This window comes from Aeromonas sp. 2692-1, assembly GCF_013085505.1.
Taxonomy (GTDB): domain Bacteria; phylum Pseudomonadota; class Gammaproteobacteria; order Enterobacterales; family Aeromonadaceae; genus Aeromonas; species Aeromonas hydrophila.
The window spans coordinates 663,806-686,552 of sequence record NZ_CP038513.1; the positions used below are offsets into that span (position 1 = coordinate 663,806).

Genomic DNA, 22,747 nt, shown 5'->3' on the forward strand with positions numbered 1-22,747 from the left:
TCAATCATGAAATTAGCCTGCCAACTCAACGACATACTCCCTGGCACCGGCGTCTGTGCTCTGCTCGAGGGGCGCCAGATCGCCCTGTTCCGCCCGAGCGCGGCGGCCGAGGTGTTCGCCATCGACAACCGGGATCCCTTCTTCGCCGCCAACGTGCTGTCGCGTGGCATCGTCGGTGAACACGAAGGTGAGCTCTGGGTCGCCAGCCCGCTCAAGAAGCAGCACTTCCGTCTGCGCGACGGCCACTGCCTCGAGAACGCCGCCATGTCGGTGCAAAGCTATCCCGTTGAAGTGCGCGACCAACAAGTCTGGGTCACCGTCTAACACCATGCATATCAGGGCTGCCCGCGGGCGGCCCTCTTGAAGGAAACAAAGATGTATACCGAAACCATCAACAAGTGCGCCGCCAACGCGGCCCGCATCAATCGCTTCGAGCGCAGCGACAAGCTCGGCTTCTGGCTCAGCTCCGCCATGGCGGGGGCCTATGTGGGCCTTGGCATCATCCTTATCTTCACCCTCGGCAATCTGGTGGATCCCGCCATCCGGCCGCTGGTGATGGGGGCCACCTTCGGTATCGCCCTGACGCTGGTGATCATCGCCGGCTCCGAGCTGTTTACCGGCCACACCATGTTCCTCACCTTCGGGGTGAAGACCGGCAAGATTTCCATGGGGGATCTGCTGCGCATCCTGCCCCAGACCTGGGCCGGCAACCTGCTCGGCTCCATCGCGGTGGCGCTGATCTACTCCTACGGCGGCAGCCTGCTGCCGGATGCGGGCAGCCTGGCGCACAAGGTGGCGCTGGCCAAGACCCAGGCACCGGCGCTGACCCTGTTCATGAAGGGCGTGCTGTGCAACTGGCTGGTCTGCCTCGCCATCTGGATGGCGCTGCGCACCGAGGGTGCCGCCAAGTTCATCGCCATCTGGTGGTGCCTGCTGGCCTTCATCGCCTCCGGCTACGAGCACTCGGTCGCCAACATGACCCTGTTCGCCCTCTCCTGGTTCGGTGCCCACTCCGAGGCCTACACCCTGGGCGGCATCGGCCACAACCTGCTGTGGGTGACCCTGGGCAACACCGTCTCCGACGCCCTCTTCATGGGCCTCGGCTACTGGTATGCCACCCCCAAGGCTGAGCGCCCGGTCGCGGTGAGCGAGACCACCACCACTGCCAGCCAGACCCAAACCGCCTGATCAGGAGGCCCCATGGACTACTTGCCCATCTTTTGCCGACTCGACAACAAACCCGTGCTGCTGGTCGGCGGCGGCGAGGTAGCGGAGCGCAAGGCGCGCCTGCTGCTGGATGCCGGTGCCCAGCTCACCGTGGTCGCGCCCGAGCTCGACCCCGAGCTGGCGGAACTGGCTGCCAACGGCAGCATCGAGTGGCTGGCCGGTGAATTCGCGCCGGCACAACTGACGGGCAAGTGGCTGGTGGTGGCCGCCACCGATCGGCGCGAGGTGAACGCCCTGGTCTACCAGAGCGCCAATCAGGCGCGGATCTTTGCCAACGTGGTGGATGACCCGAAACGCTCCAGCTTCATCATGCCGTCGATCATCGACCGCTCGCCGCTGATGGTGGCCATCTCCTCCGGCGGCAAGGCCCCGGTGCTGGCCCGCTTGCTGCGGGAAAAACTCGAAGCCCTGCTGCCCCAGCATCTGGGTGCCGTCGCGGCCTTCGCCGGCAGCCTGCGGGAGCGGGTCAAGGCTCGCTTCGCCAGCATGGGCGAGCGGCGCCGCTTCTGGGAGCGGCTGCTCGGGGCGGACCGGCTCGGGCAGGCGCTGGCACGGGGCGATAGCGCCTCTGCCAATCAGCTGGCCGACAGCCTGTTTGCCGACGAGAGCCAGACCGCTGGCGAGGTGGTACTGGTGGGAGCCGGCCCCGGCGATCCGGGCCTGCTCACCCTGCACGCCCTGCGCCAGATGCAGCAGGCGGACGTGGTGGTCTATGACCGGCTGGTCTCCGACGAGGTGATGGCGCTGGTGCGCCGGGATGCGAAGCGCATCTTCGTCGGCAAGCAGGCGGGCAACCACTGCGTACCGCAGGAGGGGATCAACCAGCTGTTGCTGCAGGAGGCGAAGAAGGGCCAGCGGGTGGTGCGGCTGAAGGGGGGCGACCCCTTCATCTTCGGCCGTGGCGGCGAGGAGCTGGAGACGCTGGTGGGCAGCGGCATCGGCTTTCAGGTGGTGCCGGGGATCACCGCGGCCAGCGGCTGCGCGGCCTACGCCGGCATTCCACTGACCCACCGCGATCACGCCCAGAGCGTGCGCTTCGTCACCGCCCACGGCAAGGGCGGCGCCCAGGATCTCGACTGGCCGCTGCTGGCCAAAGACAAGCAGACCCTGGTGTTCTACATGGGGCTCTCCTCCTGTGCCACCATCCGCGAGCAGCTGCTGACCCACGGCAAGGCGGGCGACACCCCGGTGGCGCTGATCGAGCGCGGCACCCAGCCAAGTCAGCGGGTCATTCGCGGTACCCTCGACCAGCTGCCCGAACTGGCGGTGGGGATCGAGAGCCCGGCCCTCATCATGGTGGGATCTGTGGTGACCCTGGCGGACCAGCTTGCCTGGTTCGGGCAAGGAGGCGCCGCCGACGCGGCCCTGGCCTCGGCCTGATCGCTGCATCTATGTCAACGCCACCTTCGGGTGGCGTTTCTTTTTCTGAATTTACTGTCATAACCTCTTGTTTTGAGTCTGGTATCCTATGGGGTGTGTCAGCCGGACCACCGAAATCAGGAATTCTGCTTCATGTCCCTCCCCGCCAAGAACAGCGCCAAACAGCGTGAACAAGACAGATCGCGCATTCTCACCCTGCTGCTGGCCGATGATGCCCTCACCGACAGCCTGCTCGACCCGCAAGGGGTACAGGATGCCACTCTGCGGGATCAGACCAGCGAGCTCACCCGGCTGGTCAACAGCCTGCCCGCCGCCGATATCGCCGATGCGCTGGAATCCCTGCCGCCGGACGAGCGTCACGTGCTGTGGCAGCAGGTGGACGAGGAGAAGCACGGCCAGATCCTGGTGGAGGCATCGGAGACGGTGTGGGACAGCCTGATCAGCGGCATGAGCGACAAGGAGCTGCTGCACGCCCTGCGCACCCTCGACATCGACGATCAGATCTATCTGGGCCAATACCTGCCGCGCAACCTGATGGGGCGGCTGCTCACCTCCATGGCCCCGGCCCAGCGCGACCGGGTGCGGGAGGTGATCCGCTATGGCAAGCACACGGTCGGCGCCATGATGGACTTCGAGCTCATCACGGTGCGGGCCGAGGTGAGCCTGGCCACGGTGCAGCGCTACCTGCGCCTGCGCGGCAAGATCCCCGCCAACACCGACAAGCTGTTCGTCACCGACCGGCGCAACCGGCTGCAGGGGGAGCTGCCGCTCACCACAGTGCTGCTGCACAGACCCGAGACCCTGGTGCGCGACGTAATGGAGAAGGATCCGGTCACCTTCGATCCGGAAGACAACGATGAAGCCGCCGCCCGTACCTTCGAGCGGGACGACCTGGTCTCCGCCGCCGTCATCGACGGCCGCGGCAAGCTGATGGGCCGGCTCACCGTCGCCGAGGTGGTGGACCTGGTCTATGAGGAGAGCGACACCGACCTGCGTCGGATGGGGGGATCAGTGAAGAGGAGGACGTGTTCGCGCCCGTCTCCAAGGCGGTCAAGACCCGCTGGGCCTGGCTCGCCATCAACCTCTGCACCGCCTTCGTGGCATCGCGGGTGATCGGTCTGTTCGAGCACACCATCTCCCAACTGGTGGCACTGGCGGCGCTGATGCCCATCGTCGCCGGCATCGGCGGCAACACCGGCAACCAGACCATCACCATGATAGTGCGGGCCCTGGCGCTGCAGCATATCCAGACCGGCAACGTCTCCTTCCTGCTGTGGCGCGAACTGGGGGTGGCCCTGATCAACGGCCTGGTGTGGGGCGGCACCATGGGGGTGGCCACCTACATCCTCTATCAGGATGCGGCGCTGGGCGCGGTGATGACGCTCGCCATGATGCTCAACCTGCTGGTGGCGGCGCTGATGGGGGTCATCATCCCCATGACCATGAGCCGGCTGGGCCGCGACCCGGCGGTGGGGGCCAGCGTGATGATCACCGCCATCACCGACACCGGCGGCTTCTTCATCTTCCTGGGGCTGGCTACTCTGTTCCTGCTTTGATCCGCTTGGCAATAAAAAGGGAGCCTTTATGGCTCCCTTGTTCATTCGGCGCGGCCGCTACACCCGGTATTTGGCCACCGCCTGGTTGAGCAGCTTGGCCTGCTCGGTCAGGCCGTGGCTCGACTTGGCATTCTCCTCCGCCATCAGGCTCGACTCCTGGGCGATGTCGCGGATGTTGTTGACGTTGCGGTTCACCTCGTTGGCCACCAGGCTCTGCTGCTCGATGGCGGCGGCAATCTGGGTGCTCATGTCCATGATGTGGGTGACGTCCTGGGTGATCTGCTCCAGCAGTTCGCCCGCCATACTGGCCTGCTCCGAGCTGCTGTTGCCCTGCTCGCGGCAGGTCGCCATCATGCCCACTATGTTGCCGGTCTGCTTCTGCAGCGAACTGATGATACCGGCGATCTCCTGGGTCGACTTCTGGGTGCGGATGGCGAGGCTGCGCACCTCGTCCGCCACCACCGCAAAGCCGCGCCCCTGATCCCCCGCCCGCGCCGCCTCGATGGCCGCATTGAGGGCAAGCAGGTTGGTCTGCTCGGCGATGCCGCGGATCACGTCCAGCACGGAGCCGATGGTTTCGCTCTCCTGCTGCAGCTGCGCCACCTCGCGGGAGGAGTTCTCCAGATTGTCGGCCAGGGAGCGGATCTGGCTGACGGTGTTCTCCACCGCACTGCGTCCCTCCATCGCCTTGTTGTTGGTAGTCTGGGCATTGTTGGCGGCCTGCTCGGTGTTGCGGGCGATCTCCTCTATGGTGGAGCCCATCTCGGTGGAGGCGGTCGCCACCATGTCGGTCTCCTGCAACTGGCGAGCGGCCCCCTCGCTGGTGCGGCGCACGTTGCCGGAGAGGTGATCCGCCGCCTCGGTCAGGGTGTGCACGCTCTGCTTCACGTCGCCGATGAGGTGGCGAAAGCCCCCCAGCATCACGTCCAGATTGCCTGCCAGCTGGGCCATCTCGTCCGCCCCCTGCAGCTCTATCTTGAGGCGCAGGTCGTTGTCTTGCCGGATGCGGTTGACGGTGTCGTTCACCCGCGAGATGGGGCGGTCGATGCTGCGCCCCAGCAGCATGCTCATGATGCCGATCAGCACTATGATGATGCCGCCGCAGACCAGCATCAGGGTATTGAGGCGCGAGGTCTGCCGTACCAGCTCATCGGCGATGTGCTTGCCGACGGCGGTAAAGCCCTGCTCGGTCTGGTGCACCAGGCCCCGCATCTCATTGCGCAGCCCCTCATCTTCACTCAACCCCAGCACTTGCATGCCCTGCACCAGCGCGACGAAGTCCTGCCGGTACTGCTCGCTGGCCTGCTCCAGCTTGCCGCGATCAGCCTCCGGCAGGGTTGCCAGCCGCTGCTGGAAATCCTTGTGCAGGGTCTGGAAGCGTTCCAGATACTGGATGTCGGAGCGCAGCATGAAGTCTTTCTCCGCCCGCCGCAGCTGCAACATGGTGATGAGCAGCCCCTGCTCATCCAGCTGCTTGAGCCCCTCTTCCACCTGATGCACCGCGGTTCTCAAACGCCCGTAGAGGCCGTCTTCCGGCCCCAGCCCGATGATCTGCTGCTGGGCCACCAGATCGTTGAAGGCCTTGCCATAGGCCCCCATCTGCTGATCCAGCCGGGTCAGCTCGCCCTGCACGGCACTGAGGTTGTCATCCTGACCCAGGGTCTGGTTGAGCTGGTGAAAATTGGCCAGCACCTCGTTGAAGCGGGTCACGAAGGCCGGATCCTTGCGGATCAGGAAATCCTTCTCGGCCCGTCGCAGGTTGAGCATGGCGATCTCGAGCCCGTCCACGTTGCGCTGGGCCTCGGTCAGATGACGACTCACCTGGTTGGAGTAGAGAAACAGGCCGCTCAATACCAGCATGGCAACGGCGACCAGCGCGGTATTCAGGATCAATTTATGACGGATCAGCACGATGAACCTCTCACAAGCACGGGATGGACTGCATTGAGCTTATGCGGAAAACGTTATCCCCGTTGTTGTTCAAGGAATATTCATTGAAATGCCGGTCCCACTCCTTATACTGGATCCCACCTGTTTCCAGCGGTGGATTTGACACAATGGAATACAACACTTCAGAACTGTGCGACATCTATCAGGACATGGTGGATGTGCTCGAACCCATGCTCTGCTCCTTCGGCGGCCGCGCCTCGTTCGGCGGCGTCATCACCACAGTTAAATGCTTCGAATCAAACGGCCTGATCCGTGAACTCGTCAAAGAGAACGGCGTCGGTCGGGTGTTGCTGATCGATGGCGGTGGCTCCATGCGCCGCGCCCTTATCGACAGCGAGATCGCCACCACGGCGGCCGAAAACGAGTGGGAAGGGATCGTCTGCTACGGCTGCGTGCGCGAGGTCGACATTCTGGAAGACTTGGATATCGGCATTCAAGCGCTGGCAGCCATTCCGGTGGGTGCCGACAGCAAGGACGTGGGCGAGACCGATCTGCCGGTCAACTTCGGCGGTGTCACCTTCCTGCCGGACGACCACCTCTACGCCGATACCACAGGGGTGATCCTCTCCCCCGATGCACTCGACATCGAGTAAGCAGAGCAGAGTGAAAATGGGAGCCAAGGCTCCCATTTTTTATACCCGTCGCTGGCCGAAAACATGCAAAAAAAGAGGGCCAGTAAAAACTGGCCCCTTAACTGGAAGCAATGTGAGCAATGTCGTGCCTTCACAAGAAGTCCATCACGTTGGAACGAATGAAGTCTTTCCCGGAAAACAAGGTAACAATAATCATTCTCATTTAACTTGGCAACTCTTATTTGCCAAAAATGCAAAAAAATTGACCACCGCAGTGGGTGGTCAATCTCGTCAGGCTTGCCGGGTGGCCGTTTGCAGGCTGGCCAATCCGGCCTCGCCCACCAGCTTGCGGCTGAGATAACGCAGCAGCACGCCGTAGAGCGGCACAAACAATCCCAGGCTTATCAGCAGCTTGAACACGTAGTCCACGGTGGCAATCTCGACCCAGTGCTCGGCCATGAAGGGATCCGTGCTGCGCCAGAAGGCGATGGTAAAGAAAGCGATGGTGTCCACCAGGTTGCCGAACAGGGTGGAGGCAGCCGGTGCCACCCACCAGGCTTTCAACAACCGCAGTCGGTTGAACACCACCACGTCCATGAACTGGCCCACCAGATAGGCCATAAAGCTGGCTAACGCAATCCGGGCAACAAAGAGATTGAATTCGGCCAGGTTGCCGACGCCCTGGAAGCTGCCCTCGAAGAACAGCACCGACAGGGCATAGGAGATGGCCAGCGCCGGCAACATCACGGTCTGGATGATCTTGCGCGCCAGACCGGCACCGAAGATCCGCACCGTCAGGTCGGTGGCCAGAAAGATGAACGGGAAGCTGAAGGCACCCCAGGTAGTGTGGAAGCCGAAGATGGTGATCGGCAGCTGCACCAGATAGTTGCTGCTGGCAATGATCAGGATGTGAAACAACGAGAGGCGCACCAGCGCCGTCTGGTGCTGAGCAGGGGTCAGATTCATATTGTGACCTTTTTGGTTAATGGGGTTAGGGAACCCATACCGCCACCATTGGCGATAATTGAGGGGCGAGATTATACGCCCCCACACTGATAGTTCAATCTTTATGCGGTTGGTTGAGGCTGCCGCCCCTGCTCAGCCCTGATGCTGACGAACCAGCCAGAGCAATACCTCGGCATCGGCCGGCTGCTCCGCCGCCAGCCAGCAGCCGCTGTAGTGTTCGTACTCGAGCCGAAAGCGACTCCCCTCGAACTCCAGCAGCCAGCTGTGACGATCGGCGCCGCACTCCCGCTCGAGCGCCACCAGCTCCCACTCCTGCAACAGAGCCTCGGCCAGGGTCGGAAAGCTGTCCCAGTCGAGCGCGGGGTTCACCAGCGTCACCACCCCGGCATCCCTGTCTGTCTGCGCGATACGCCAGTTCATCCGCGGTTCCTCAACTACTGCAAGAGAGCTCGCCACCGCAATACCATGCTGGTTGCGGAGTAGCGAGCTCCTCGTATTCGGGTTGCTCATCATAGGGGTGCTGCAGGGCCGCAAACAGCCGCTCGAACGGCGCCATGTCGCCCTGCTCGGCGGCCTCGATCACCCGCTGGGCCAGCGCGTTGCGCAGCACATACTTGGGGTTGACCGCATCCATCTGCCCCTTGCGCACGCCATCCTCGCTCCCTTCCCGGGCCAGGCGCGCCCGATAGGCCTCAAGCCACCCTTGCCAGGCGGCAGGATCCGGCAGCAAGGCCAGCAGGCTGGCGGGCCACGCCCCCTCTTGCGTCACCTCACCGAGACGGCGCAGAAACAGGTGGTAATCCACCCCGTGTACCGCCAGCAGCCGGAACAACTCGCGAAACAGCGCCGGATCGTCCTCTTCCCACACCGTCAGCCCCAGTTTGGCGCGCATCAGTTCGGAGTAGTGCAGCATCAACTGGTGTTCGTACTGGGCCAGGGCCGCCGCCAGCGCGTCCCCATCGACGTAGCCGGCCAGCGCCTGCGCCAGCTTTTGCAAATTCCAGTAACCGACCGCTGGCTGCTGATCCAGTGCATAGCGACCGCCCGGATCCGAGTGGTTGCAGACAAAGTCCGGCACATAGGCATCGATGAAACCGTAGGGGCCGTAATCCAGTGTCAGCCCGAGCAGCGACATGTTGTCGGTGTTCATCACCCCGTGACAGAAGCCTGCCGCCTGCCACTTGGCGATGAGCCGCGCGGTGCGGCGCACCACTTCGGCAAACAGCTCGGCACCATCGGCCAGCTCGGGGAAATGGTGGCGCAGCAGATAGTCGATAAGGACCGGGATCCGCTCCCCCTGCCCGCTCCAGGCGAAATACTCGACGTGGCCGAAGCGCAGATGACTCGGGGCGGTACGCAGCACGGTCGCACCTGTCTCCACCTGTTCGCGGTAGACCGGCTCCTGGCTGCCCACCAGCACCAGTGCCCGGGTGGTGGGGATACCGAGGGCATGCAGCGCCTCGGACGCCAAATACTCGCGAATGCTGGAACGGAGCACGGCGCGACCATCGCCGAAACGGGAGAAGGGGGTCTTGCCCGCCCCTTTCAGGTGCAGGTCCCAGCGGCTGCCATCCGGCGCCTGCTGCTCCCCCAGCAGCAGGGCACGACCATCGCCAAGACGCGGGCTGTAGCCGCCGAACTGGTGGCCCGCATAGACCTGGGCTACCGGCTGCATGCCGGGCAAGGGCAGCCCATGGCCACAGCAGGTCAGCCAGTCGGCCTCACTCACCGCCCCCAGCCCCAGCTCGCCGAGCAGCACACGGTTGAGGTGCAGCAGGCCGGGGGAATGCAGTGGCTGGGGTGCGACGGGCTCGCAGGCCCAGGGCAGTTCGGTGGCAAAAGTGTTGATCAGCTTCATGGTGGTGCGGTTCGTCCCTGCGTATGCTCGTGTCACTCTTTATACCGCCGTCGGCCAGCACTGGCTAACGGACGATGCGCTATTTCATTTCAAGGAGAAGAAGATGCAAAGATGGTTGGGCGCCCTGCCCCTGTTGCTGTTGTTGTGGGGGCCGGCCCAGGCAGCGGATGTCGAGGCCGGCAAGGCCAAGGCCGCCGTCTGCACCGCCTGTCACGGGGTCGAAGGCAAGGCTCTTATTCCCAACTATCCCCATCTGGCGGGACAAAACGCCGCCTATCTGGTGAAACAGCTGAAGGCCTTCAAGGATGGCAGCCGCAAGGAACCCCTGATGGTGCCCTTCATGGCGCCGCTCACCGATGCGGACATGGAGAACCTGGCGGCCTATTACGCCAGCCTCAAATAACCGGCGCGCCCGGCAGACAGGCGCCGCCCGTTGGCGAAGCTTCTGCCCGGCGTTACTTCACCAAGTTCCTACCGACGGCAGTAGTCGATGATCAGGTCCATAAAGGCTTCGCCGAAGCGTTCCAGCTTGCGGTGACCCACGCCGTTGACCGCCAGCATTTCCGCTTCGGTCATCGGCATCAGCTGCGCCATCTCGACCAGGGTGGCGTCGTTGAACACCACGTAGGGCGGCACCTCTTCATCCTCGGCGATCTGCTTGCGCAGGGCGCGCAGCTCCTTGAACAACCGCTTGTCGTAGTTGGCGTTGTCGAGCAGGCCGTTGCGCTTCTCCTTGCGGCTGGAGATGGGCTGCAGACGCGGCACCGCCAGATCCAGCTTCACCTCGCCGCGCAGCACGGGACGGGCCGCCTCGGTCAACTGCAGCACCAGATTGCGGGTGATATTCTGGGTCAGCAGCCCCTTGTGGATCAGCTGGCGGATGACGCTCATCCAGTACTCGTGGCTCTGATCCTTGCCGATGCCGTAGGTCGACAGCTTGTCGTGGCCGTGATCCTTGATGCGCTGGTTCAGCGACCCGCGCAGCACCTCCACCACATAACCCACCCCGAAGTTCTGCCCCACCCGCCAGACGCAGGAGAGCGCCTTCTGGGCATCTTCGGTGCCGTCATAACTCTGGGGTGGGTCGAGGCAGATGTCACAGTTGCCGCACGGCTTGTCGTTGTACTCGCCGAAGTAGTTAAGCAGCACCTGGCGGCGGCAGGTCTGCGCCTCGGCGAAGGCCGCCATTACATTGAGCTTGTACTGCTCCACCTGCAACTGCTGGGGGTTTCCGATGTTGTCGAGCAGCCGGCGCACCCGACCGATGTCGGCGGGATCGTACAGCAGCAGCGCCTCGGCCGGGGTACCGTCACGGCCGGCCCGGCCGGTTTCCTGATAGTAGGACTCGATGTTCTTGGGGATGTCGTAGTGCACCACGAAGCGCACGTTGGGCTTGTCGATGCCCATGCCGAACGCCACCGTCGCCACCACTATCTCGATGTCGTCCTTGAGGAAAGATTCCTGCGTGCGCTGGCGCAGCTCGAGCGGCAAACCGGCATGATAGGGCGCCGCCTTGCAGCCGTGGCGAGAGAGCCGCTCGGCCACCTCCTCCACCCGGTTGCGGCTGGAACAGTAGACGATGCCGCAGTTGCCCTTCTGGCTCTGCACGTAGCGCAGCAGCTGCTCCGCCGCCTTGAACTTCTCCACCAGGCTGTAGCGGATATTGGGCCGATCGAAGCTGGCGGTGTGGATAAAGGGGTCGTGGAGTTCCAGCCGATGCAGCATGTCGCTGCGGGTCGCCTCGTCGGCGGTGGCGGTGAGCGCCACCACGGGCACCTGCGGGAACCACTGCTTGAGCCGGCCCAGCGCCGCGTATTCCGGCCGAAAATCGTGCCCCCACTGGGAGACGCAGTGCGCCTCGTCGATGGCAAACAGGCCGAGCGGCAGCTCCGCCAGCCGATCCATAAACTCGTGCTGCAGCAGGCGTTCGGGGGAGACATAGACGATTTTTATCTCGCCGCGCCGCATGGCGGCGAAGTTCTGGATCATCTCCTCCCGGCTGAGGGCCGAGTTGATGTAGACCGCCGCCACGCCGTTGGCGCGCAGGCTGTCCACCTGATCCTTCATCAGCGAAATGAGAGGAGAGACCACCACCCCGAGCCCGGGCCGCAGCAGCGCCGGGATCTGGTAGCAGAGCGACTTGCCGCCACCGGTCGGCTTGAGCACCAGCGCATCGCGCCCCGCCACGATCTGCTCGATAATTTCGAGCTGGCCCGGCCGGAATTGCTGATAGCCGAACACCGCCTGCAGCAGGGCAAGCGGATTCTCTGGCTGGGGGTCAGGCAGGGTTTCGGCAATGGCGGTCATGGGCTCTCCTTTGGGGTCGCCATTCTAAAGCAGCCGCCGCCCACAATAAACCTGCCATTGCGACTGTTAAGGAAGTGTTGCAGACTGGCTGGAGTTTTTACTCGGTCGTACTGCCAGGGATCGGACTCAAGGAATGAAACAGATGCTCAAGAAGATGGCGCTCAGTGGCATTGCCAACCTGTTCGCCGAGAGGATGCCGTTCAACAAGCTGATCGGCATGCAGGTGACGCACTACGACTTCGACAAGGTGGAGCTGCGCATCAAGATGGAGGAGAAGCTGATCGGCAATCCCTTCCACAACATCCTGCATGGCGGGGTCACCGCCAGCCTGCTCGATGTGGCCGGCGGCATGATAGTCGCCGCCTCCTGCATCGACGAGCTGGAAGACTTCTCCCCCAGCTACCTCAAGGAGCGCTTCTCCCGCCTTGGTACCATCGATCTGCGAGTGGACTACCTGCGGCCGGGGCGCGGCAACGAGTTTATCGCCACCGCCCACATCATCCGGGCCGGCAGCAAGGTCGCGGTTGCCCGCATGGAACTGCACAACGAAGAAGGGACTCATATCGCCTTCGGCACCGGTACCTACCTGGTGGGCTGAGCCAGCCTGTTGCATAAAAACCACGCTGCTAATCTGATTTTAATCATTAGAAACCTTACCCCCTCTGCCGCCACCGGGTTCATACTGAAAGTCGGGATTGTGTGCAGAGGGAGGATTGCAGGCGATGAGTGCGAAACTGGCCACCAAACCATCCAGAGCCTTGTTGAGGCAGCTCGAGTCCATGCTCGACGAGGTGCAGACACCCGAGTGTCGCCACTGGCTGGAACAGGAGCTTGAGGGATACTCTCTCTGTTCGCCCCTGCCTTGGTATCGCATCATAGCCTGTCGGCAACGCGGTCACTTCTTGGACCTGAAGACGGGAAAATACCTGACTTGTCATATCAACAGTCAAACGCTAAGCCAACGCGACCTGGCCCAAATTCAGTTCATCTATGCCCGTGAACCCGCCGCCCACTATTTGCTGCAACGCAATTCCGGTATTGAGCCCTGGCCAGAACAGCTGCTGGAAGATTATCAGGAGCAGCTGATCCCCGGCCATCTATGCCTGCAAGCCTGGCATGAGCCCGTGTCTTCATTACGTGAACAACTGATGGAGGGAATCGAACATTTCATTAGTGAGTACCCCAAGCACGCGGCCTTGCAACCTCAGCACGGCTTCAAGGCATTGCGGCATCAGCACTGGCATATCTAACAGGCGCCTGGCGCGCAAGGAGGGCACCATAGACAGAACCCAACCAGAGATTGCCACAATCTAGAGTGCCGGAGTCAGGATCAGACTCCACCCTGGGCCACCGAGCGGTGGCCCTTTTATTGCCCAGTGCCGAGCAACGGAACTGACAAGATGGATGAAACAGAGAGACAGAGGGACAGAGGGACAGAGGGACAGAGGGACAGAGGGACAGAGGGACAGAGGGACAGAGGGACAGAGGGACAGAGGGACAGAGGGACAGAGGGACAGAGGGACAGAGGGACAGAGGGACAGAGGAGCATTGCAGTTACCCTAGCAAGCCGCCAGCCTGAATATCGCCTCCATTTGCGCGAATGCCAAATGCGAAAAGGCCGCTCTATTGAGCGGCCTTTTCTAATGTGGTCGGTGTGAGAGGATTCGAACCTCCGACCCCTTCGTCCCGAACGAAGTGCGCTACCAAGCTGCGCTACACACCGATGTCTGCGGGACGGGAATTTACCGAAAGCCCCGACTCGACACAAGCCTTTTTTACGTTTGGAAGGAAAAAAATGGCTGTTCGCTCAACTATTCGTCAGTTCCATCCGTCCTGAGCCGTCAGCGGCCAAAAAATGGCCTGGCAACGCTTATGACGAGGCGAGCTGGAATTCGGCCGGGCCGAGCAAGCGGCGACGCCAGTCAGCGACCACACCATGCTCCAGCCAGTCTGCCGCATGCTTGCGCCAGTTGGGCGAGAGGGCCGGATTTCCCAGCAGCAACAGCAGGTCCGCCTCGTTGCGCAGCTGGTTGAACAGGATGTCAGCGGTGCGCTTTACCGTCAGCTCAGGGTAGGGCCTGTCCGCCAGCTCCAGCCGCTCCTGCGGCATCACCATTCCCTCCTCCAGCACCCGCAACAGCCAGCCGCAGCGGCCGCTGAGCTGCATCACCTGCGACATCTGGCCATAGCCGAAACGCTGGTTGAGCTTGAAGCAGGGGGATCTGGGCTGGCTTATCTGGATCAGCGCCTCGCCGAGTCGATAGACATCGCCGAGGCAGGCCTGCGCCTCGGTCAGCCCGACCCCGGAGAGGTTCTCGCCGAAGGCAGCCGGTTGCCAGGGAGTACGCGGGGCCGGCAGGCCCAGCGCCGTCTGCCAGTTGTGCCACCAGGGGTAGTGATCGGCGGGATAGTAGTGCAGCGCCCGATCAGGGCCACCATGGTGGCGCTGGTCGCACTGTTCGTCGCCAGCCAGACCATTGGGACCGCACCAGAGCGGTATGGAGGTGGCTTGTTTGTGGATGGCACTGACAAGGCCGGGAACCAGTTCGGTACCCTGGCCGCTAAAGATGGAGATCCGCATTCTCATCCTCCGGATTGACGAGAGAATGCGGATCTTAACACGAGGTCAGGCGACTGCCTGCATCTGGGTGGTCATGGCGATCTCGGCGCGGCGACGTTTCTCCGCCTTGGCCATCAGATACCAGCTGCCGAAGGTGAACAACGATACCGACAGCAGGATCAGGCTGGCCACCGCGTTGATCTCGGGTTTCACCCCGAGCCGCACCGCTGAGAACACCTCCATCGGCAGGGTGGTCGAGCCCGGGCCGGAGACGAAGCTCGCCAGCACCAGGTCATCCAGCGACAGGGCAAACGACATCATGCCGCCCGCCGCCAGCGAGGGGGCGATCATCGGGATGGTGATCAGGAAGAACACCTTCCAGGGCTTGGCCCCCAGATCCATGGCCGCCTCCTCGATGGAGAGATCCAGTTCCCGCAGGCGGGCCGACACCACGATCGCCACATAGGCAGTACAGAAGGTGGTGTGGGCGATCCAGATGGTCACCATGCCCCGCTCGGCGGGCCAGCCCACCAGCTGGGCCATGGCCACGAACAGCAGCAGCAGGGAGAGACCGGTGATCACCTCGGGCATCACCAGCGGCGCCGTCACCATGCCGCCGAACAGGGTCCGGCCACGGAAGTGCGGGATCCGGGTCAGCACGAAGGCCGCCACCGTCCCCAACGCCACCGCCGCGATGGCGGTATAAAAGGCGATCTCCAGCGAACGCAGCACCGAACCTATCAACTGCTTGTTGTCGAGCAGGCCGAAATACCACTTCAGCGACCAGCCACCCCATACCGTCACCAGCTTGGAGGCGTTGAAGGAGTAGATCACCATGATGATCATCGGCAGGTAGATGAACAGCAGCCCCAGCCACAGCATCAGCTTGGCAAAACCAAAGCGCCTCATACTTTACCCTCCAGCTCTTTGGCCTGGTTGCGGTTGAACAGGATGATCGGAATGATCAGCACCGCCAGCATCACTACCGCCAGGGCGGACGCCACCGGCCAGTCACGGTTGTTGAAGAACTCCTGCCACAGCACCTTGCCGATCATCAGGGTCTCGGGGCCGCCTAGCAGCTCCGGAATGACGAACTCGCCCACCACCGGGATGAACACCAGCATGCAGCCGGCGATGATGCCGTTCTTGGAGAGCGGCACCGTGATCTGCCAGAACCGGGTCAGGTTGCGGGCACCGAGGTCGGAGGCCGCCTCCAGCAGACTCTGGTCGTGCTTGACCAGATTGGCGTAGAGCGGCAGCACCATGAACGGCAGGTAGGAGTAAACGATGCCGATGTAGACCGCCAGGTTGGTGTTGAGGATCTGCAGCGGTTCGTTGATGAGGCCAATGCCCATCAACAGGCTGTTGAGCAGGCCGTTGTTGCTGAGAATGCCCATCCAGGCGTAGACCCGGATCAGGATCGCGGTCCAGGTCGGCATCATGATGAGCAGCAGCAGAACAGTCTGGGTCTCCTTGTTGGCCCGGGCGATGGAGTAGGCCATCGGATAGCCGATCAGCAGACAGAGCACTGTGCTGATGAAGGCCATCTTGAGGGAACCGAGATAGGCCGCGATGTAGAGCTCATCCTCCTGCAGCAACAGGTAGTTGCCCATGTGCAGCAAGATGGTGAGCTGATCGTCGGCCCAGCTCACCACGTCGGTGTAGGGCGGGATCGCCACGTCCGCTTCGGCGAAGCTGATCTTCACCACTATGATGAAGGGCAGCAGGAAGAACAGGAACAGCCAGAAGAACGGGATGCCGATCACCAGCTGCCGCCCCCCCAGTGCCTTCAGTCGTCTCAATGCCATCATGATTGCAGCACCACGCCGCTGTCATCTTCCCAGTAGAGGAACACCTGGTCATCCCAGGTCGGCCGCTTGCCGTGGCGTTCGGCATTGGCGATGAAAGCCTGAACGATTTTGCCCGAAGGCAACTGGATGTGATAAACCGAATGACCGCCCAGATAGGCGATGTCATAGACTTCGCCCTTGGTCCAGTTGAAGTCCGGATGCTCGATCTCCACCGGCTTTTGCAGGCTCATCAGCAGTTTTTCCGGCCGCAGGGCGTAGGTGACCTTCTTGTTCTCGGCGCGGGAGCTGATGCCGTGGCCCACATAGATGGGCTGCTCCAGATCGGCACAAGCGATGGTGGCGTGGTCCTGCTCATCCTCCACCAGCAGACCGTCAAACAGGTTGACGTTGCCGATGAACTCGCACACCAGCCGGCTGGCTGGGGTTTCATAGATGTCCATTGGGCTGCCGATCTGTTCGATGCAGCCAAGGTGCATGATGGCAATCCGCTCGGCCATGGTCATTGCCTCTTCCTGGTCGTGAGTCACCATGACGCAGGTTACCCCGACCCGTTCGATGATCTCGACCAGCTCGAGCTGCATCTGGGAGCGCAGCTTCTTGTCCAGCGCCCCCATGGGCTCATCCAGCAGCAGCAGCTTGGGCCGCTTGGCCAGCGAGCGCGCCAGCGCCACCCGCTGACGCTGGCCACCGGAGAGCTGATGGGGCTTGCGGCGGGCATACTGGGTCATCTGCACCAGCTTGAGCATCTCCTCCACCCGGGCATCGACCTCCGCCTTGGGCAGGCCATCCTGCTTGAGGCCGAAGGCGATGTTCTGCGCCACCGTCATGTGGGGGAACAGGGCGTAGGACTGGAACATCATGTTGATGGGGCGTTCATAGGGCGGCATGTCGGTGATGTCGACCCCGTCGAGGAACAAGCGTCCCTCGGTGGGACGCTCGAACCCCGCCAGCATCCGCAGCAGGGTCGACTTGCCGGAGCCGGACCCGCCCAGCAGGGCGAAGATCTCGCCCTTGTGGATATTGAGGGACACGTTGTCGACCGCCAGCGTTTCATCGAACTGCTTGCTTACCCTGTCTATCTTGACCAGCACTTCTTTGCGTTGCTGGCTGCCCTCGAGGGCTTTCTTGTAGGCACTGGAGGCTATCGCCATTACCAAACTCCCAAAGGTAATACCGGCCGGGGCCGATCCATAAAACAGTCTGGCGCCCCGGGATGGGCGCCAAGGTTAGGTTCCGGACTTGATCTTGGTCCAACTCCGGGTGATCAGGCGCTGCACCGCGCGGGGATGTGCCTGCTGCACATACAGCCGCTCCAGCACCGCCTGGGGTGGATAGACGGACTCGTCATTGCGCACGTGTTCCTCCATGAACTCCCCCGCCTTGGCGTTGGGGTTCGCGTAGCCCACATGATTGCTGATCTGGGCAATCACCTCGGGCTGCAACACGTAGTTGATGAGGGCGTGCGCCTCTTTCACGTTGGTGGCATCGGCCGGGATCGCCATCATGTCGAACCAGAGGTTACCCCCTTCCTTCGGTATGCTGTAGGCGATCTTGATCCCCTTGCCGGCTTCATCGGCACGGGCCGCCGCCTGCAGGATGTCGCCGGAGAAACCGGCCGCCACGCAGATGTCGCCGTTGGCGAGATCGCCGATGTACTTGGAGGAGTGGAAATAGGCCACGTAGGGACGCACCTTGAGCAGCTGCTCCTCGGCGCGCTTGAGATCCGCCGGATCCTGGCTATTGGGGTTGAGCCCCAGATAGTTGAGCGCCGCCGGGATCATCTCGTCTGCCGAGTCGAGAAAGGCGACCCCGCAACGGGCCAGTTTCTGCATGTTTTCCGGTTCGAAGATCACGGCCCAGGAGTCAATCTTGTCGACCCCCAGCACGGCCTTGACCTTGTCGATGTTGTAACCGATGCCGTTGGTGCCCCACAGGTAGGGCACGGCGTACTGATGACCCGGATCCACCTTGTCGAGCTGCTTGAGCAGCACGGGATCCAGGTTGGCCAGATTGGGCAGCAGGGCGGGATCCAGCTTCTGGAAGGCCCCCGCCTTGATCTGTTTGGCCAGGAAATTGTTGGAGGGCACCACCAGATCGTAACCGGTGCGTCCGGTCAGCAGCTTGCCTTCGAGGGTCTCGTTGGAATCAAACACGTCATAGACGGTCTGGATCCCGGTCGCCCGCTGAAAGTCGCTGAGGGTGGTCTCGCCGATATAGTCGGACCAGTTGTAAAAGTGGACCACAGGGGCTGCCTGAGCCACATTTGCCAACCCCAGAGCCAGGGCCATCGTCACTATCTTGGTTGTGTGCACTTACTCAGTCCTCTTAATGTGTGATTTGCCAGTCGCGCATCCTTACGCGCCGTCCAACCTGTCGGGTGGGTCACCTCCCTCCCGGCCGAACTGCGGACCGGGAGGGGCACTCGTCACTTACTTGCCTGACTTGATCTTGGTCCAGCTACGCGTCATCAGACGCTGCACCTTGGCCGGCAGATCCGGGAAGGTGTAGATCTTGGCCAGCGTCTCGTCGCTCGGGTAGATGCCCGGATCGTTGCGGATCTTCTCGGACACCAGCGGCACGGAAGCCTTGTTGCCGCTCGGGTAGCTGACGGCGTCGGAGATCTTGGCGATCACCTCCGGCTTCATCAGGTAGTTCAGGAACACATGGGCCGCCTCCACGTTCTTGGCATCGGCCGGGATGGCCAGCATGTCGAAGAAGCTGCCTGCCCCCTCTTTCGGGATCATGTAGGTCAGGTTGACGCCGTTCTTGGCCTCTATCGCCCGTGACTTGGACTGCTGCAAGTCACCGGAGTAACCGACCGCCACGCACAGGTTGCCGTTGGCCAGATCCGAAATGTATTTGGAGGAGTGGAAGTAGGCGGTATAGGGACGGATGGAGAGGAACAGCTCCTCCGCCTTCTTCAGCTCGTCCGGCTTCTGGCTGTCCGGCTTGAAGCCCAAGTATTGCAGGGCGGCCGGCAGCATTTCGGTCGGCGAGTCGAGGAAGGAGACACCGCACTCCTTCAACTTGGCCATGTTTTCCGGTTTGAACACCAGATCCCAGGAATCCACCGGCGCCTTGTCACCCAGCACGGCTTTCACCTTCTCCGGGTTGTAGGCATAACCGATGGTGCCCCACAGGTAAGGAATGGAGTACTGGTTACCCGGGTCGCTCGGTTCGAGCGCCTTGAGCAACGAGGTATCCAGGTTTTGCCAGTTGGAGAGCTTGGACTTGTCCAGCTTCTGGAACACGCCCGCCTTGATCTGCTTGGCCAGGAAGGGGTTGGACGGCACGACGATGTCATAGCCCGAACTGCCGGCCAGCAACTTGGCTTCCAGCACCTCGTTGCTGTCGAACACGTCGTAGACCACCTTGATGCCCGTCTCTTTCTGGAAGTCTTCCAGCGTGTTTGGCGCGATATAGTCGCTCCAGTTGTAGACGTGCAACACCTTGTCCTCGGCCATCGCCCCGGTACTCATCATGACCAGTGCCACAGAGGCTGCAATCATTCCCGTTTTGAAAGACATCGTCCTTGTCTCCTAAGCAAATTGTATGCGCAAGCCAACCTGCCCGGCGCCCGCCTATCCCCGCAGCTTTGCCGCCGTCAGATCGAGACTGAGCCTGGCCAGATTGACCAATTCATCCACCTGTTCCTCGGTGATCACCAAGGGGGGCGATATGATCATGGTATCGCCGACCGCCCTCATCACCAAGCCATTGTTAAAGCAGAACTCCCGACAGGTCATACCGGCCTGCAGCCCAGCCGGGAAGCGGCTGTTGGTCTGCTTGTCCTGCACTATTTCCAGCGCGGCCACCAGGCCTTTGCCACGGGTTTCGCCCACCAGCGGATGGTCCGCCAGCTCCGCCCAGCGGCGCTGCAAATAGGGGCCGATGGTATCATGAACTCGCTTAACTATGCTTTCGTTTTGCATAAGCGTAATGTTGGCAATCGCCACGGCGCAGGCCACCGGATGGCCGGAATAGGTGAAGCCGTGGTTGAACTCGCCTCCCTCTTCCACCAGTACCTTGGCGACCCTGTCCCCCACCATCACGGCCCCCATCGGCAGATAGCCGGAGGTGATGCCCTTGGCCAGGCACATGAGATCCGGCTTGATGCCGAAGCCTTCGCTGGCGAACCAGTGACCGGTGCGACCAAAGCCGCAGATCACCTCGTCGGCGATCAGCAGGATGCCGTACTTGTCGCAGATGCGCTGGATCTCCGGCCAGTAGCTGTCGGGCGGGATGATGACGCCGCCGGCGCCCTGGATCGGCTCGCCGATAAAGGCGGCCACCTGGTCCACCCCCAGCTCCAGAATCTTCTCCTCCAGCTGACGGGCACGGGCCAGCCCGAATTCGTGGGCGCTCATCCCCTGCCCCTCGCCGAAGTGATAGGGCTGGTCGATGTGCACGATACCGGGGATCGGCAGCCCGCCCTGGGCATGCATCCCCTTCATGCCACCCAGGCTCGCCCCCGCCACGGTGGAGCCGTGGTAGGCGTTGTGGCGGCTGATGATCACCTGTTTGTCCGGCTGCCCCTTGCTGGCCCAGTAGTGGCGCACCATGCGCAGCACGGTATCGTTGCACTCGGAGCCCGAACCGGTGAAGAAGACGTGGTTGAGGTGCGGCGGCGTGATCTCGGCCAGCAGGGTCGCCAGCTCGGCAGCGGGCGGATGGCTGGTCTGGAAGAAGAGGTTGTAGTAGGGCAGTTGCTGCATCTGGCGGGTGGCGGCGTCCACCAGCTCCTGGCGACCATAGCCCAGGTTGACGCACCACAGGCCGGCCATGCCATCCAGAATGCGCTTGCCTTCGGAGTCTTCCAGATAGACGCCCTCGGCCCGGGTGATGATGCGGCTGCCTTTCTTGTTCAGTGCCTGAAAATCGGTAAACGGATGCAGGTGATGGCTGGCTTCCAGTTGCTGCCACTCACGGGTGGTATGCTGCATTGCTTGCTCCTCGGTTCCTTCGATTTAAGCGATGTTTGTTGGTCAGTTGATGAGGGGCAAACTCTCCCCCCCGGTCACGGTGACGCACCGGGTGTCATGCAGTGCCTACGCCCCAACTGTCTCGATTCACGCGGGAGGGGCCTGCGGCCCCTCCGGGCAGGGTGATGCGCGACCGACGCGCATCCGGGTCACACGTTCAGCAGCAGGAACTCCCGTTCCCAGCGGCTGATCACCCCGAAGTAGGTCTCATATTCCTTGCGTTTGACCGCCACGAAGGCCCGGGTAAAGCGCTCGCCCAGCATCTCCTTGATGGGGTCGCACTGTTCCAGGTGGCTCAACGCCTCCTCCAGCGAGCGGGGCAGGCTGTAGGGCAGCTCATAGGCGCTCGACTTCATCTCCGGCAGCGGTTCCAGCTTCTCCATCATGCCGAGGTAGCCGCAGGCCAGGGTGGCAGCCAGCGCCAGATAAGGGTTGGCATCGGCGCCGGCGAAGCGGTTCTCCACCCGGCGGGCACTGGCCTCGGAGAAGGGCACCCGCAGCCCGCAGGTGCGGTTCTCCACCCCCCACTGCACGTTGCGCGGCGCGCTCTCGCCAAAGGTGAGGCGACGGTAGGAGTTGACGTTGGGGGCCAGCAGCGCGGTCACCGCCGGGGTGTATTTCTGCAGGCCGGCGATGAAGTGCATGAACAGCTCGGAGTGGCCGCCGTTCTCGGTGCCGAACAGGTTGCGGCCGTTCACATCTTCCAGACTCTGGTGGATGTGCATGGCGGAGCCGGGCTCGTCGCTCATCGGCTTGGCCATGAAGGTGGCGTAAATCCCGTGGCGGTGGGCCGCTTCCCGCATGGTGCGCTTGAACAGGAACACCTGATCCGCCAGATCGACGGCGTCGCCGTGCAGGAAGTTGATCTCCATCTGGGCAGCGCCGGACTCGTGGATCAGGGTGTCCACCTCCAGCTCCTGCGCCTCGCAGTAGTCGTACATGTCTTCAAAGATGGGGTCGAATTCGTTGACCGCGTCGATGCTGAACGATTGGCGGGCCGTCTCGGGGCGGCCGTTGCGCCCTACCGGCGGCACCAGCGGATAGTCGGGGTCTTCGTTGCGCTTGACCAGATAGAATTCCAGCTCGGGGGCCACCACCGGCTTCCAGCCCTGCTTCTCGTAAAATGACAGGACCCGACGCAGCACGGAGCGCGGCGCGATGTCGATCAGCTTGCCATTGATGTCGAAACAGTCGTGGATCACCTGGGCGGTCGGCTCCAGCGCCCAGGGTACGAAACGAATGGTGTTGGGATCGGGATAGAGCTGCATGTCCCGCTCCAGCGGGTCGATCATGCTGTCGTCATCCGGATACTCGCCGGTCACCGTCTGGGTGAAGATGACCTCGGGCAGGCGCATGCCCCCCTCGCGCAGAAACTTGTTGGCTGGAATGATCTTGCCTCGGGCATTGCCGGTGAAATCCGGAAACAGGCACTCCACTTCCGTGATGCGATTGCTCTCCATCCAGCCCTTGATACTGTCCATGTTAAACCCCGACTCTACGGTTGCCATTGGCAAGGGTGTCTAATATATGGAACACCCTTGTTATCAAATTGTAATCAACACCACCATAAAAGCCCGC

Annotated in this window: 20 protein-coding genes, 1 tRNA gene and 1 pseudogene; 8 read left to right on the forward strand and 14 right to left on the reverse strand. The window is 62.4% G+C overall.

The features are described from left to right. The first annotated feature begins 6 nt into the window (after window positions 1-6). From nirD to mgtE, 4 genes and pseudogenes are all read left to right on the forward strand, one after another. Window positions 7-324: a nitrite reductase small subunit NirD gene (nirD, locus tag E5E97_RS03345; RefSeq protein WP_011707780.1), complete on the forward strand. Its 318-nt coding sequence runs from the start codon at window positions 7-9 to the stop codon at window positions 322-324. Between the two features lie 51 nt (window positions 325-375). Next, window positions 376-1,188: a nitrite transporter NirC gene (gene nirC, locus E5E97_RS03350; protein WP_171279866.1), complete on the forward strand. Its 813-nt coding sequence runs from the start codon at window positions 376-378 to the stop codon at window positions 1,186-1,188. A 12-nt stretch (window positions 1,189-1,200) separates the two neighbouring features. After that, complete coding sequence (gene cysG / locus E5E97_RS03355; RefSeq protein ID WP_171279867.1) at window positions 1,201-2,607, forward strand: siroheme synthase CysG; 1,407 nt, start codon at window positions 1,201-1,203, stop codon at window positions 2,605-2,607. Window positions 2,608-2,739: 132 nt separating this feature from the next. Next, window positions 2,740-4,163 (forward strand): annotated as a pseudogene (gene mgtE / locus E5E97_RS03360) (magnesium transporter). Between the two features lie 57 nt (window positions 4,164-4,220). Here the strand turns inward: mgtE and E5E97_RS03365 are convergent. Next, window positions 4,221-6,074, reverse strand: coding sequence for a methyl-accepting chemotaxis protein (locus E5E97_RS03365; protein WP_017409750.1), 1,854 nt, complete (start codon window positions 6,072-6,074; stop codon window positions 4,221-4,223). 146 nt (window positions 6,075-6,220) lie between these two features. Here E5E97_RS03365 and rraA point away from each other — a divergent pair, with 146 nt between their 5' ends. Beyond that, on the forward strand, window positions 6,221-6,706 hold the full coding sequence (rraA, locus tag E5E97_RS03370) for a ribonuclease E activity regulator RraA (RefSeq protein ID WP_005306574.1): 486 nt from the start codon (window positions 6,221-6,223) through the stop codon (window positions 6,704-6,706). Between the two features lie 270 nt (window positions 6,707-6,976). Here the strand turns inward: rraA and E5E97_RS03375 are convergent, their stop codons facing one another. The 3 genes from E5E97_RS03375 to E5E97_RS03385 form a co-directional block, all read right to left on the reverse strand. Beyond that, a complete protein-coding gene (locus E5E97_RS03375) occupies window positions 6,977-7,651 on the reverse strand; it encodes a 7-cyano-7-deazaguanine/7-aminomethyl-7-deazaguanine transporter (RefSeq protein WP_118880163.1) in 675 nt (224 codons plus the stop codon). Between the two features lie 132 nt (window positions 7,652-7,783). After that, entirely contained in the window at window positions 7,784-8,071 is a 288-nt protein-coding gene (locus tag E5E97_RS03380; RefSeq protein ID WP_171279868.1) for a DUF3630 family protein, read from the reverse strand. Window positions 8,072-8,081: 10 nt separating this feature from the next. After that, window positions 8,082-9,509 carry a YdiU family protein gene (locus E5E97_RS03385; RefSeq protein WP_171279869.1) on the reverse strand — a complete coding sequence of 476 codons (1,428 nt, stop codon included), beginning with the start codon at window positions 9,507-9,509 and terminating at the stop codon, window positions 8,082-8,084. 103 nt (window positions 9,510-9,612) lie between these two features. On the opposite strand from E5E97_RS03385, the gene E5E97_RS03390 reads away from it, so the two are divergent. Next, window positions 9,613-9,912, forward strand: coding sequence for a cytochrome c (locus E5E97_RS03390; protein ID WP_102989830.1), 300 nt, complete (start codon window positions 9,613-9,615; stop codon window positions 9,910-9,912). A 68-nt stretch (window positions 9,913-9,980) separates the two neighbouring features. Here E5E97_RS03390 and recQ read toward each other — a convergent pair whose 3' ends face one another. Beyond that, a complete protein-coding gene (gene recQ / locus E5E97_RS03395) occupies window positions 9,981-11,816 on the reverse strand; it encodes an ATP-dependent DNA helicase RecQ (RefSeq protein WP_171279870.1) in 1,836 nt (611 codons plus the stop codon). A gap of 133 nt (window positions 11,817-11,949) precedes the next feature. On the opposite strand from recQ, the gene E5E97_RS03400 reads away from it, so the two are divergent. Further along, on the forward strand, window positions 11,950-12,414 hold the full coding sequence (locus E5E97_RS03400; protein ID WP_029306122.1) for a thioesterase family protein: 465 nt from the start codon (window positions 11,950-11,952) through the stop codon (window positions 12,412-12,414). A 124-nt stretch (window positions 12,415-12,538) separates the two neighbouring features. Next, window positions 12,539-13,066: a hypothetical protein gene (locus E5E97_RS03405; protein WP_011707791.1), complete on the forward strand. Its 528-nt coding sequence runs from the start codon at window positions 12,539-12,541 to the stop codon at window positions 13,064-13,066. A gap of 396 nt (window positions 13,067-13,462) precedes the next feature. On the opposite strand, the gene E5E97_RS03410 is transcribed toward E5E97_RS03405, so the two are convergent. From E5E97_RS03410 to E5E97_RS03450, 9 genes are all read right to left on the reverse strand, one after another. Next, a tRNA-Pro gene (locus tag E5E97_RS03410) sits at window positions 13,463-13,539 on the reverse strand. Between the two features lie 147 nt (window positions 13,540-13,686). After that, a complete protein-coding gene (locus E5E97_RS03415; protein ID WP_171279871.1) occupies window positions 13,687-14,397 on the reverse strand; it encodes an MOSC domain-containing protein in 711 nt (236 codons plus the stop codon). Between the two features lie 45 nt (window positions 14,398-14,442). Further along, on the reverse strand, window positions 14,443-15,285 hold the full coding sequence (locus E5E97_RS03420; protein ID WP_011707793.1) for an ABC transporter permease subunit: 843 nt from the start codon (window positions 15,283-15,285) through the stop codon (window positions 14,443-14,445). Then, window positions 15,282-16,187 carry an ABC transporter permease subunit gene (locus tag E5E97_RS03425; protein ID WP_017409743.1) on the reverse strand — a complete coding sequence of 302 codons (906 nt, stop codon included), beginning with the start codon at window positions 16,185-16,187 and terminating at the stop codon, window positions 15,282-15,284. The genes E5E97_RS03420 and E5E97_RS03425 overlap by 4 nt, the downstream gene beginning before the upstream one ends. After that, a complete protein-coding gene (gene potA / locus E5E97_RS03430) occupies window positions 16,184-17,338 on the reverse strand; it encodes a polyamine ABC transporter ATP-binding protein (RefSeq protein ID WP_011707795.1) in 1,155 nt (384 codons plus the stop codon). Before potA ends, E5E97_RS03425 begins: the two co-directional genes overlap by 4 nt. A 75-nt stretch (window positions 17,339-17,413) precedes the next feature. Continuing rightward, a complete protein-coding gene (locus tag E5E97_RS03435; protein WP_011707796.1) occupies window positions 17,414-18,499 on the reverse strand; it encodes a polyamine ABC transporter substrate-binding protein in 1,086 nt (361 codons plus the stop codon). 117 nt (window positions 18,500-18,616) lie between these two features. After that, window positions 18,617-19,714 carry a polyamine ABC transporter substrate-binding protein gene (locus E5E97_RS03440; protein ID WP_171279872.1) on the reverse strand — a complete coding sequence of 366 codons (1,098 nt, stop codon included), beginning with the start codon at window positions 19,712-19,714 and terminating at the stop codon, window positions 18,617-18,619. Window positions 19,715-19,768: 54 nt separating this feature from the next. Continuing rightward, on the reverse strand, window positions 19,769-21,130 hold the full coding sequence (locus tag E5E97_RS03445) for an aspartate aminotransferase family protein (protein ID WP_042067130.1): 1,362 nt from the start codon (window positions 21,128-21,130) through the stop codon (window positions 19,769-19,771). A gap of 188 nt (window positions 21,131-21,318) precedes the next feature. Next, complete coding sequence (locus tag E5E97_RS03450; protein ID WP_011707799.1) at window positions 21,319-22,650, reverse strand: glutamine synthetase family protein; 1,332 nt, start codon at window positions 22,648-22,650, stop codon at window positions 21,319-21,321. Window positions 22,651-22,747: the final 97 nt, after the last annotated feature.